The sequence below is a fragment of the Geobacter sp. genome (assembly GCF_030834625.1).
Classification (GTDB): domain Bacteria; phylum Desulfobacterota; class Desulfuromonadia; order Geobacterales; family Geobacteraceae; genus Geobacter.
On the sequence record NZ_JAUQXO010000025.1, the window covers coordinates 20998 to 32868 of the forward strand.

At 62.3% G+C, this 11871-nt stretch carries 11 protein-coding genes; all 11 read left to right on the forward strand.

The window, feature by feature from the left end:
* Positions 1 to 59 precede the first annotated feature (59 nt).
* The 11 genes from RCH91_RS06275 to RCH91_RS06325 all read left to right on the forward strand — a co-directional run bounded on the left by RCH91_RS06275 (position 60) and on the right by RCH91_RS06325 (position 11847).
* Positions 60 to 833 carry an ABC transporter permease gene (locus tag RCH91_RS06275; RefSeq protein WP_306533755.1) on the forward strand — a complete coding sequence of 258 codons (774 nt, stop codon included), beginning with the start codon at positions 60 to 62 and terminating at the stop codon, positions 831 to 833.
* 3 nt (positions 834 to 836) lie between these two features.
* Positions 837 to 1583, forward strand: a complete 747-nt coding sequence (locus tag RCH91_RS06280; RefSeq protein WP_306533756.1) for an ABC transporter ATP-binding protein — start codon at positions 837 to 839, stop codon at positions 1581 to 1583.
* A gap of 13 nt (positions 1584 to 1596) precedes the next feature.
* Positions 1597 to 2049 carry an outer membrane lipid asymmetry maintenance protein MlaD gene (gene mlaD / locus RCH91_RS06285; protein WP_306533757.1) on the forward strand — a complete coding sequence of 151 codons (453 nt, stop codon included), beginning with the start codon at positions 1597 to 1599 and terminating at the stop codon, positions 2047 to 2049.
* Between the two features lie 194 nt (positions 2050 to 2243).
* Positions 2244 to 3608 carry a TolC family protein gene (locus tag RCH91_RS06290; RefSeq protein ID WP_306533758.1) on the forward strand — a complete coding sequence of 455 codons (1365 nt, stop codon included), beginning with the start codon at positions 2244 to 2246 and terminating at the stop codon, positions 3606 to 3608.
* A 199-nt stretch (positions 3609 to 3807) separates the two neighbouring features.
* A complete protein-coding gene (locus tag RCH91_RS06295; protein ID WP_306533759.1) occupies positions 3808 to 4410 on the forward strand; it encodes a phospholipid-binding protein MlaC in 603 nt (200 codons plus the stop codon).
* Positions 4411 to 4581: 171 nt separating this feature from the next.
* Positions 4582 to 6828 carry a PAS domain-containing sensor histidine kinase gene (locus RCH91_RS06300; RefSeq protein WP_306533760.1) on the forward strand — a complete coding sequence of 749 codons (2247 nt, stop codon included), beginning with the start codon at positions 4582 to 4584 and terminating at the stop codon, positions 6826 to 6828.
* A 114-nt stretch (positions 6829 to 6942) separates the two neighbouring features.
* Entirely contained in the window at positions 6943 to 8316 is a 1374-nt protein-coding gene (locus tag RCH91_RS06305) for a sigma-54 dependent transcriptional regulator (protein ID WP_306533761.1), read from the forward strand.
* Between the two features lie 3 nt (positions 8317 to 8319).
* Entirely contained in the window at positions 8320 to 9198 is an 879-nt protein-coding gene (locus RCH91_RS06310) for an EamA family transporter (protein ID WP_306533762.1), read from the forward strand.
* 147 nt (positions 9199 to 9345) lie between these two features.
* On the forward strand, positions 9346 to 9891 hold the full coding sequence (locus tag RCH91_RS06315; RefSeq protein ID WP_306533763.1) for a carbonic anhydrase: 546 nt from the start codon (positions 9346 to 9348) through the stop codon (positions 9889 to 9891).
* A 3-nt stretch (positions 9892 to 9894) separates the two neighbouring features.
* On the forward strand, positions 9895 to 10857 hold the full coding sequence (locus tag RCH91_RS06320; protein ID WP_306533764.1) for a diguanylate cyclase domain-containing protein: 963 nt from the start codon (positions 9895 to 9897) through the stop codon (positions 10855 to 10857).
* 108 nt (positions 10858 to 10965) lie between these two features.
* Entirely contained in the window at positions 10966 to 11847 is an 882-nt protein-coding gene (locus tag RCH91_RS06325; protein ID WP_306533765.1) for a triphosphoribosyl-dephospho-CoA synthase, read from the forward strand.
* Positions 11848 to 11871 lie beyond the last annotated feature (24 nt).

Genomic DNA, 11871 nt, shown 5'->3' on the forward strand with positions numbered 1-11871 from the left:
ACATAAGCAATTCTTCACCTATACTTTCTCTCACCAACCAATTCTGCCGGGAGAGATCCGTGTTCCGCACCTTCCTTGAAAAACTGGGCGCCGTGGCCATCTCCATCTTCCGGGAAATGGGCCGGATGCTGATTTTTCTCGTCATGGCCCTCGTAAACATCATTATCAGGCCCGGCAAGCCGATCCACGTCTTCAAGCAGATCCACTTCATCGGTGTAAAATCCCTCTTCGTCATCGTTCTCACCGCCGCCTTCACCGGCATGGTCCTGGGGCTCCAGGGGTACTACAGCCTGGCCAAGTTCGGCTCCGAGGGGATGCTCGGCTCGGCGGTTGCCCTCTCCCTGATACGTGAGCTGGGGCCAGTCCTCACGGCTCTTATGGTGGTGGGGCGGGCCGGGAGCGCCATCACCGCCGAGATCGGCATCAAGAAGATCACCGAACAGATCGACGCCCTGAAGACCATGGCCCTGGAGCCGTTCAAGTATCTGGTCTCGCCAAAGATCATCGGAGCTCTGGTGGCCGTGCCGCTTCTGTGCGCCATCTTCGACGTGGTGGGTATCTACGGCGGCTACGTGGTGGGGGTGAAGCTCCTGGGGGTGAACCCCGGGGCCTACTTCCACGAGATGGAGCGGAGCGTGGAGTGGAAGGACGTCTGGTCGGGGATCGTGAAATCCATCTCCTTCGGCGGCATTGTCGCCTGGGTCTGCTGCTACAAGGGGTACCACGCCGGCCATGGCGCCGAAGGGGTCTCGCGGGCCACCACCGAGGCGGTGGTCATGTCGTCGGTGCTGGTGCTGGTCTGGGACTACTTCCTCACGTCGGTGATGCTGTGATTTATGATCAAACTTATTGATGTCTATAAGTCTTTCGACTCCCAGGTGGTGCTGGACGGCCTCTCCCTTGAGATCCCCCCCGGAAAGATCACGGCGGTGATCGGCCCCAGCGGCGAGGGGAAGAGCGTGCTCCTGAAGCACATGATCGGACTCATGAGGCCCGACCGGGGCCAGGTCCACGTGGAGGGGGACAACATCACCGCCATGCGCCGGTTCGAGATGAACCGGGTCTGGGAGAAGTTCGGCATGCTCTTTCAGAACGCGGCCCTCTTCGACTCCATGACGGTCTTCGAGAACGTGGCCTTCCCCCTGGAGGAGAAGACCCGGCTCACCCGGGCCGAGATCAGCGACCGGGTCCACGACGCCCTGGAGAACGTGGGGCTCAAGGGAATCGACAAAAAGTACCCCGACGAGCTGTCGGGGGGGATGAAAAAGCGGGTGGGGCTTGCCCGGGCGCTCTTGCTGAACCCCCGAATCATCCTCTTCGACGAGCCGACCACGGGCCTCGACCCGATCATCTGCCGGGCCATCCACCAGCTCATCAGGGAGACCCACGAGCGGTACGGCTACACGGCGGTGATCGTCTCCCACGAGATTCCGGAGATTTTCGACATCTCGGACTGCGTGGCAATGCTCTACAAGGGAAAGATCATCGCCACCGATACGCCGGAGGCTATCCAGCGCTCGGAGCATCCGGTGGTGCGGCAGTTCATCAGCGGCAGCCTTGAAGGCCCAATCCAGTTCATCTGAAACGGGTGATGTCATGAAAAAAATTACGCTCGAACTGATCGTCGGTGTCTTCGTCGCCATCGGCATTCTCTGCCTCGCCTGGCTGTCGGTGAAGCTGGGGAAGATGGAACTGGTCGGCGGGAACCACTACGAGGTCTACGCCGAATTCGACTCGGTGTCGGGGCTCAAGAAGGGGGCCGCGGTGGAAATTGCCGGAGTGGAAATCGGCCGGGTCGACCGGATCGACCTCGATCCGAAGTACCATGACCGGGCCCGGGTCTATCTGCGGATCGCCAACGGGGTGAAGCTCCAGGAGGATGTCATCGCCTCGGTCCGCACCAGCGGCATCATCGGCGACAAGTTCATCAAGCTGAAGCCGGGCGGCTCTGAAAAAATGCTGGCCGGCGGCGGCAGGATCAGGGAGACTGAGTCAGCCGTGGACCTGGAGGAGCTCCTGAGCAAGTACATCCACGGCAAGGTGGAGTGACTATATTCAGAAAACATCTTTCAACACGGAGCAACGGAGCACACGGAGCAAAATCAGAGAAAAACATTTTTCAGCACTTTTTACGCATTACGTCTAGAATTCAGGGGGAAACTTTGGTTTTCTCCGTTGCTCCGTTGCTCCGTGTTATTCCCGTCGTTGTTTCGGGTTCATTTGCATCCGAAGGAGGAACTTTCATGAGAACGCTTCGCACAGTGGCACTGGCATGCTGTCTGACGGCCCTTCCCCTGTCGGGGGTCCTGGCAGCCGAACCGGAAACGGCAACGAAAACCTTCAGCCTCGACGAATGCATCCGGGGGGCCCTGGCCACGGCGCCGGAGCTGGGGGAATCCCAGGCCGACATCGAGTTGGCCCAGTCCCGGCTCGATGAGGCCAAGGGGTACCGGTTCCCGCAGATCGAGATGCGGGGCCTCGTCGGGCCGGTCCCCGAGGCCCGGGGCAATCAGATCTCGTCGCCCGACGGGGTCAACGACACCGACTCCTTCACCTGGTTCGCCCGGGCCGACGCGACCCTGGTCCAGCCCCTCTACACCTTCGGCAAGATCAGCGAGAGCATGAAGGCGGCCACCCACGGCATCGAGGTGGACCGGGCCAAAAAGGACCAGCGGCGTAACGAGGTGGCCCTCCAGACCAAGGAGTACTACTACGGGGTGTTGTTGGCCCGGGAGTTGAAGGAAGTGGTCAAGGAAGTGCGGGAGAACCTGGACAAGGCCCGCACGAAGGCCCAGGAGCTCTTGGACAAGGCCTCCCCCAATGTGGATGAACTGGACATCTACAAGCTGGACGCCTTCAACGGCGAGGTGGGGAAGTACCTGGCCGAGGCCGACAAGGGAGAAACCCTGGCCCTCTCGGCCCTCCGCACCCGCATCGGCCTGCCGCCCGAGGCACAGATCGACGTCGCCACCGAGCGCCTCGTCCCCGATGAGGAAACCGTGGAGGACCTCCCCGTTTACATCGACGAGGCCCGGGCCAAGCGCCCCGAGTTCAAGCAGCTCAAGGAGGGGCTCAAGGCGCGGGAGGCCCTGGTGGAGGCGGCAAAGGCCGCCTACTACCCCGACATCTTCCTGGCGGGGCTCCTGTCGGGGGCCTATTCGCCGGAACGGAGCCGCATCGACAACCCATTCATCACCGACGAATTCAACCACTTCTGGTCGGGGATCGCCCTGGGGGTCAAGTGGAAGCTCGATTTCGGCATCACCGGCTCAAAGGTAGCCGGTGAGCGGGCCCAGTACAACCGGCTCCTCTCCACCAAGGCCTACGCCGAGAACAACATCCCCCTCCAGGTGAAAAAGGCCTGGCTCGACCTGAAGGAGTCGGAGAAGAGCATCGACGCCACCCGGGACGCCTACACCAATGCCAAGAAGTGGATCGTCTCCGCCATGGCCAACTTCGACTTCGGCGTCGGCCCGGGCAAGGAGCTTTTCGACGGACTCCAGAACTACGCCCGGATGAGAGGGGGCTACTTCCAGTCCATTTACAACCAGAAGATGTCCAAGGCCAACCTGGACTATGCCGTCGGCGCACTGCCGCTGGAGAAATAAACCAGGAAAAGCATTTGAAACACGGAGCAACTGAGCAACGGAGCAAAATCTGAGAAGAAAATTCGTTCTTTTCAATTTCCGAGCACCCCCTGAAAGTCAGGCAGGATATTGGATTAATGCATTGATTTCTCCGTTGCTCCGTTGCTCCGTGTTATTCCTGATGCCGTTAGAACGATCAATCTATGGAGGAACATGATTTATGAAATGGTTTGCCCTTCCCATCCTCTTCATAACGCTCGCCCTGGGCGGACCGGTCTTCGCCCAGGGAAGCCCCACCGAGACGGTCAGAAAGACCGTGGACGAGGTGGTCCGGATCGTCGCCGACAAGGAGATGAAGAAACCCCAGAACGAGAAGAAGCGCCGCCAGGAACTGAAAAAGGCCATCGGCGCCGTCTTTGACTACGGTGAGATGGCCCAGCGTTCCATGGCCCGCCACTGGCGGGACCGGAGCGCCGCCGAGAAGAAGGAGTTCACGGCACTCTTCGAGACGCTCCTGGAAAACTCCTATGCCGACAAGATCGAGTCCTACAACCAGGAGAAGATTGTCTACCTCAACGAACGGATCGACGGTGAGTACGCCGAGGTAAAGTCCAAGGTGGTCACCGCCAAGCGCGACGAGTATTCCCTTGACTACCGCCTCATGAAAAAAGGGGGGAAGTGGATGGCCTATGACGTGGTGATCGAGGGGGTGAGCCTCGTCTCCAACTACCGGGGCCAGTTCAACAAGATCGTCACCAACGACGGCTACCCCGCCCTCCTGAAAAAGCTCCGGTCCAAGAGCGAGGAGATCAAGGCGCCGTAGGGAAAATTCGCGCCGGAAACGAGAAAAGAGAGGTATCGCCAATAATCGCCGGTGCCTCTCTTTTCTTTTGTACAGAGCTTCCTCGCGCCTCCACCCCCTCCTTGCATTATTCTCCCCATTTGGTATAAAGTGACCCTGTTGCATTTTCGCTACACCAAGGACTGCGTATCAATGGATTCAAACCGTAACCACCAGACAGACATCATTCCCCCCACGGAGCAGGAGAGAAAGAAGCGACGGCGCGAAGCGATCATCATCGCCGTTTCGGTGCTGCTGATTCTCGTCCTGACCCGGGTCGAAGTCCACCTTTCCCGCATCAGCTCCGATGTCCCCATGGGGAGCAACATCCTCATCTTCGGCATCATCAACATCATCATCCTCCTCATCATCCTCCTCATCTACCTGGTCTTCCGCAACGTGGCGAAGCTCCTCATGGAGCGACGAAGCAAGGCCCTGGGGGCCAACCTCCAGACCAAGCTTGTCATCGCCTTCATGGGGCTGTCACTGGTGCCGACAATGCTCCTTTTTGTCGTGTCGGCCACCTATGTGAACCAGAGCATCCGCAACTGGTTCAATACCCGGATCGAGAACTCCCTTGCCGAATCCCTGGAGGTGGCCCAGACCTACTACAAGAATTCGGCCGCCAACGCCCTCTATTACGGCCGTCAGATCAGCACCACCATCCGGGACGAGCGGCTGCTGAACGAGGAAAACCTTCCCCATCTCCGGGAACTGGTCCGCAAGAAGCAGCAGGAGTACAACCTTGGCATCGTGGAGGTCTACTCCTCCCAGAACGAGGAGCTCGTGCGGTCGTCCAACCCCAGCGTCCCCCTGGGGGAATTCACGAACCCCTCCTCCGAGGACATCAAGGCAGGTCTCAACGGCAAGGAGCTCACCCGGGTGAACACCGTGGGAAAGGCCGATCTCATCCGCGGCATCATGCCCATCTATTCCACCTACCGGGCCGACGAGGTGGTGGGCGTGGTGGTGGTGAACTACTTCGTCCCCTACTCCCTCGTGGAGAAGATGCGGGAGATCACCAGCTCGTACGAGGAGTTTCGGCAGCTCAAGATCCTCAAGAACCCGATCCGCTCGGGGTACATCCTGACCCTCTTTCTCATCACCATGGTGATTGTCTTTCTGGCGGTCTGGTTCGGCATCTACCTGGCCAACACCCTCACGACCCCTATCAAGGAACTGGCCGAGGCGACCCGACAGGTGGCCGAGGGGAACCTGGATGTGCAGCTGGGACAGCGATCGAGCGACGAATTCGGGATGCTCGTGGCCGCCTTCAACAAGATGACCGGAGACCTGCGCAGCCACCAGCAGGCCCTGCGCCAGACCAACGTGGAGCTTGTCAGGAGCAACCAGGAACTGGACGAGCGGCGCCGCTACATGGAGACCGTGCTGCGGAACGTGGCAGCCGGCGTCATCTCCGTGGACCGGCACGGCATGGTCACCACCATCAACAAGTCGGCGGAGGAGCTCCTCCAGATCCCCCCCCGCGACGTGGTGGGAAAGAACTTCCGGGAAGTCCTCAAGCACGAGCAGCTCGACACCATCAAGGGGATCCTGCGGGACATGGTGATGGCGAAGCAGGACACCATCAGCCGTCAGGTGACCCTCCCCGTCCGCGACACCAGGGCGACGCTCCTCTTCAACCTGACCATGCTGCGGGATGAGAGTGGCGAGTTCCTGGGAACGGTGGTGGTCTTCGATGACCTGACCCAGCTCATCAAGGCCCAGCGGATGGCGGCCTGGCGGGAAGTGGCCCGGCGCATCGCCCACGAGATCAAAAACCCCCTGACGCCGATCAAGCTCTCGGCCCAGCGGCTGCGTAAGCGCTACCTCCCCCGCTTCGGCTCAGAAGACACCATCTTCGACGAATGCACCGCCATGATCGTCAAATCGGTGGATGAGCTGAAGACCCTCGTGGACGAATTCTCCAACTTCGCCCGGATGCCGGCCGCCAATCCGACCCCCAACGACCTGAACGGCATCATCCGCGAGGCCCTCACCCTCTTCCGGGAGGGACACCGCACCATTGCGTTCGGTTTCCGCGAGGACCCGCGACTGCCTCTGCTCCAGCTCGACCGGGACCAGATCAAGCGGGTTTTCATCAACCTGCTGGACAACGCCGTGGCAGCCGTCGGGGGGGAGGGGCACATCGTGATCGAAAGCCGCTTCGATCCGGAGCTGAAAATGGCGGTGGTGACCCTTGCCGACTCGGGGCACGGCATCGCCCCCGAAGACAAGCCGCGCCTCTTCGAACCCTACTTCTCCACCAAGAAGTCGGGGACCGGCCTGGGGCTCGCCATCGTCAACACCATCATCACCGACCACAACGGCTTCATCCGCGTGCGGGACAATGCGCCCCGGGGGACGAAGTTCATCATCGAACTGCCGGTAACGGCCTAATCCCCCCTCACCCCCGCCCCCCTCCCTCAGGGCGAGGGGAATCTTAAACCCTCTCCCCGCGGGAGAGGGTGGCCGAAGGCCGGGTGAGGGGAATAATAGCTAAAGGATCACAAAATGAACGAAACGATACTCGTCGTCGACGACGAGAAGAACATCCGCACGGCCCTGGCCGGCATCCTCGAGGACGAGGGGTACCGCCCCGTCTTTGCCAAGGACGGGCTTGAAGCCCTCGAAGCGGTAAAAAAGGAGCGCCCGGACCTGGTCCTGCTCGACATCTGGATGCCGCGGCTCGACGGTCTCGAAACGCTCCAGCGGCTCAAGGAGTTCCACCCCCTCCTCACCGTGGTGATGATGTCGGGCCACGGCACCATCGAAACGGCGGTGAAATCCACCAAGCTGGGGGCCTACGACTTCATCGAGAAACCCCTCTCCCTGGAAAAGGTCCTGGTCACCGTGAAAAACGGCCTCGACGTGGGACGCCTGAAGGCCGAGAACGACACCCTGCGCACCGTGGCCTTCAAGGGACACGACATGGTGGGGAAAACCCCGGTCATTCTCCAGCTCCAGGAGCAGGTCAGGCGCGTGGCAGTCACCAACGCCTCGGTTCTCATCACCGGCGAGAACGGCACCGGCAAGGAGCTGGTGGCCCGGGCCATCCACCACTGGAGTCCCCGGCGGGAGAAGCCCTTCGTCGAGATCAACTGCGCCGCCATCCCCGAGGAGCTCATCGAGAGCGAGCTCTTCGGCCACGAAAAGGGTGCCTTCACCGGCGCCGTGGCCCAGAAGAAGGGGAAATTCGACCTGGCCGACGGCGGCACCATCTTCCTGGACGAGATCGGCGACATGTCGCTGAAGACCCAGGCCAAGGTGCTCCGCATCCTCCAGGAGCGGACCTTCGAGCGTGTGGGGGGGACCAGGACCATCGAGGTGGACGTACGGGTAGTGGCCGCCACCAACAAGGACCTCCCCGAGGAGATCCGGGCGGGAAACTTCCGGGAGGACCTCTTTTACCGCCTCAACGTGGTCCCCTTCACGGTGCCGCCGCTCCGGGAGCGCCGGGACGACATCCCGCTCCTGGTGGAGCACTTCCTCATAATCTTTGCCCAGCGGGAGGGGCAGGAGCGCAAGCGGATGCTCCCCGAGGCGGTGGAGCTTCTCAAGGGGTACGACTGGCCCGGGAACGTGCGGGAACTGCGCAACATCATCGAGCGGCTCGTCATCATGACGCCGGGAAAGGTCATCACCCCCGACCAGGTTCCCGACTCCATCGGCGGCGCTGCAGCCGGCCGCGAAGTGGAGCACCGGGCCGGGAGCGCCCAGGAGCTCCACTCCCTCAGGGAGGCCCGGGAGGAGTTCGAGCGGGAGTTCATCATCCATAAGCTGGAAGAGCACGGCTGGAATATCTCCCGGACCGCCGAGGCCATTGAGCTGGAGCGGAGCAATCTGTACCGGAAGATGAAGAGCTATGGGATAGACGCAAAAAAATAACGGATGGAATCCCTCTGGCTCCCCCTGACGCTGTTGTGCGCCTTCGCCCTCGCCACGAGCGACGCCCTTGCCAAGCGGGCGCTGGCAAGCCATAACGAATACCTGGTCCTCTGGCTGCGGCTCCTCTTCGCCCTGCCGCTCCTCTTTGCCGCACTCCCCTTCGTGACGGTGCCCCCCCTGTCGCGGGACTTCTTCACCGCATCCCTCATGGCCCTGCCGCTGGAAGCCCTTGCCGCGCTCCTCTATGTGCGGGCGCTCAGGCTCTCCCCCCTCAGCCTTACCCTCCCGTTTCTGGCGCTGACGCCAGTCTTTCTCCTGGTGATCCCCTATCTGCTGCTGGGCGAACGGATCACCCCCGTGGGAGGCGCCGGCATCATCCTCGTGGCTGCCGGGAGCTACGTCCTCAACCTGAACGAAGGGGGAAAGGGACTTCTGGCCCCCCTGCGCGCCATTCGCCACGAGCCGGGCTCCCTCTGCATGATCGGCGTGGCGCTCATCTACAGTGTGACCTCCACCCTCGGCAAGAAGGCGGTCACCGCCTCGGCCCCCCTCTTCTTCTCCCTCTGCTACCTGCCGGCCCTCACCCTCCTCCTCACGCCGGTCGCTCTCTGGGGAGGGCGGCGGGAGCTGAAGTCAATGGCCAAGAGCGGCATCCTCCGGGCAGCCGCGCTCCCCGGCCTTCTCTACGGAGTGATGTTTCTCTCCCACATGACCGCCGTCAGCCTCACCAACGTCGCCTACATGATCGCCGTGAAGCGGACGAGCCTCCTCATGGGCGTCCTCTACGGCCACCTCCTTTTCCGGGAGCCGGGCATCCGCCACCGCCTCCCCGGCGCCCTCCTCATGGTGGCAGGGGTGGCGCTCATTGCGACGGGGTGGTAAGGCACCACCGTCATCCGCAAGAGATTACTCCACCGCTCAAAATGGAAAGGACCGTCTCCTCAGGGAGGCTGAAAACGGTTGACAGGGAATACCACGGCCGGGTTAAATAGTGCACGCCTAAACCATGCGAATATGCGAGGTGCAACGATGACCCTGCTCGACACGATCCTCGAAGCAAACAGGAAGTACGTCCGCCCCGGGGCGTTCCCTCCCCTCCCCAAAAACCCGAAGAAGCAGTTCGCCATCTTCACCTGCATGGATACCCGGCTTGTTGACTTCCTGGAACCGGCCATGGGAATCAAGCGGGGTGACGCCAAGGTCATCAAGAACGCCGGCAACACCATCGTCGACCCCCTGAGCGGCGGCGTGGTCAGGAGCCTCGTGGCGGCCATTTTCATGCTCGGCGTGGAGGAGATCTTCGTGATCGGGCACCAGGACTGCGGCATGGCCACCGTCGACGCCGAGGCCCTGAAAGAACGGATGGTGACGCGGGGTGTGGACCCCGCAGTCATCGCAACACAGGTGCCCGACCTGGCCCAGTGGATGGGGGCCTTCTCCTGCCCTGAGGAAAACGTGGCTCGGGTCGTCTCCGTTCTCCGCCAGAATCCTCTCATACCCAAGGACGTGCCGATTCACGGCCTCATCTTCTGCCCCAACGACGGTCACCTTGACGTGGTGGCGAGGGGCTACTGAGCCATGACCCACAACTCTCCCTTCAGCGCCGCCGAACTGGACGCGGTTCCCCTCTTCCGCTTCGTTCCCCTGGAGTGCATCGAGGGGATCCTTGCCCACTGCACGGCACAGGAGCTTCCGCGGGGCGAGCGGTTCGAGCCGGCCGGCCCCCTGGACCGCAGCCTGTCGGTGCTCCTTTCGGGGCGGCTTGCCCTCCACTATGACGTGCGGGAAACCGACGATCCCCTCTTTCTGGAACCGGGGGACATCATCGGCGAAACCTTCTCCGCCGGAGAGCCGGGCGTCCCTTGCCTGCTGGTGGCCACCGAGGCATGCCGCATCCTGTTCATGGAGGAAGACCTCATATGGGCACTGGCCCAGGCCTCCCACGCCGCCGCCTGCAACCTCCTCGGCATCCTCCTGCGGCGACGCCACGACCAGAGCCGCGAGAACTTTGCGGGGACGGTGCGCGAATATGCCCTCCACGACCAGAGCATCGTCGACCCCCTCACGGGCTTCCAGACCCGCCGCTGGCTGGAAGGGGTGCTGGAGCGCCAGGTAAGCCGCGCCATTGCCAGCGGCAAGCCCCTCTCCCTCATGATGATCGACATCGACCACTTCCGCGCCTTCAACGATGAGCACGGCCGCATCGGCGGCGACCGGGCGCTCCATGCCGTGGCAAAGGCACTGCGGAACTACCTCCGCCCCACCGAGGTGGTGGCCCGCTACGGCGGCGACACCTTCGCCATCCTCCTCCCCGACACCGGCGGCGCCACGGCCCGAGCCATCGCCGAGCGCCTCCGCCAGCGGCTCACCAACACCGTCATCGACATCCATGACGGCCGCATGCTCCCTCCCCTCACCATCTCGGTGGGCGTTGCCGAAGCGACCACCGGCGCCAGCAGCCACTCCCTGGTAACAGCCGCCCTTTCAGCCCTTGACGCTGCCAAGGCCGCCGGAGGGAATACCGTTACCGGCTGTACCTGAACCCCAATATTGGCGTATACACATTATCCTTTCATGCACAACCCGTGTTACTATGGGTCCACTGCCTGTCTGCCCGAACAATTCCCCCATCCGAGCCCGGGAGGGACCATGAACTCCTCACGCATTTTCGAGATCGAACGGTTTGCCCAGGCCCTCGTCAAAGGTGCCGCCATGGGGCTGTACCTCACGCCGAAACCGGGCCTCGTGGATCTCGCCGACTGCGGTTCCCACCCCGACCTGAACCTGGCGAAGATGGAGCGTTCCCTCCACATCGTGGCCGATTACCTGGCCGAGCTGATCCGGTCCCTGGCCGATGGCGAGCACTTCCACTGCCAGGCGGCCATCGGCCGGCGCGCCGAGGAGGCCATGTTCGACGAACTGGGGACCAACACCCACAAGGGGTACATCTTCCTGAGCGGCCTCCTTCTCATTTCCCGCTGGCACGCCGACTGCGATGACGAATCCCTCCTGCGCAGTGCCGTGCAATCCACCGCCCATCAGTATTTTTCCACCCTGGGCAAAGATGCCACCAACGGCCGGTGGTCACGGCACCGCTACGGGGCAGGCGGAGTAATTGGCGAAGCCGTGGCAGGCCTCCCTTCGCTCTTTGCCTGTGGCGTTCCGACCTACCTGGATACCATCGAGCGTACCGGCTGTTTCACATCGGCCTCCTTCGCCACCCTCTCCCGCCTCATGCAGACCGTGGAGGACACCACCACCTTCCACCGGGGGGGAACCATGGGGCTCGCCCGGATACGACGCGGCGGCCAGACCCTTGAGCGGATAATCGAGGATGGGGGAGACCACCTCTGCTACCTCAGGGAACTGAACCGCAAGTACACACGGATAAACCTCACCATGGGGGACGTGGCTGACATGCTCTCCCTCACCTACGGCTACCTGGTAGCCACCGGCCTCCTGACCGGCGAAACGGAGCGTCCCCGCCGTTCAAAACCCCACCCCATCAGCCGCTGCGCCTCGGGCCGCTGACCCGGCGGAAATCCTCTCCGCACT

Coding starts and splice junctions, on each gene's coding strand:
- RCH91_RS06280 (WP_306533756.1), top strand. CDS start 837: ATGATCAAACTTATTGATGTCTATAAGTCTTTCGACTCCCAGGTGGTG.
- mlaD (WP_306533757.1), top strand. CDS start 1,597: ATGAAAAAAATTACGCTCGAACTGATCGTCGGTGTCTTCGTCGCCATC.
- RCH91_RS06290 (WP_306533758.1), top strand. CDS start 2,244: ATGAGAACGCTTCGCACAGTGGCACTGGCATGCTGTCTGACGGCCCTT.
- RCH91_RS06295 (WP_306533759.1), top strand. CDS start 3,808: ATGAAATGGTTTGCCCTTCCCATCCTCTTCATAACGCTCGCCCTGGGC.
- RCH91_RS06300 (WP_306533760.1), top strand. CDS start 4,582: ATGGATTCAAACCGTAACCACCAGACAGACATCATTCCCCCCACGGAG.
- RCH91_RS06305 (WP_306533761.1), top strand. CDS start 6,943: ATGAACGAAACGATACTCGTCGTCGACGACGAGAAGAACATCCGCACG.
- RCH91_RS06310 (WP_306533762.1), top strand. CDS start 8,320: ATGGAATCCCTCTGGCTCCCCCTGACGCTGTTGTGCGCCTTCGCCCTC.
- RCH91_RS06315 (WP_306533763.1), top strand. CDS start 9,346: ATGACCCTGCTCGACACGATCCTCGAAGCAAACAGGAAGTACGTCCGC.
- RCH91_RS06320 (WP_306533764.1), top strand. CDS start 9,895: ATGACCCACAACTCTCCCTTCAGCGCCGCCGAACTGGACGCGGTTCCC.
- RCH91_RS06325 (WP_306533765.1), top strand. CDS start 10,966: ATGAACTCCTCACGCATTTTCGAGATCGAACGGTTTGCCCAGGCCCTC.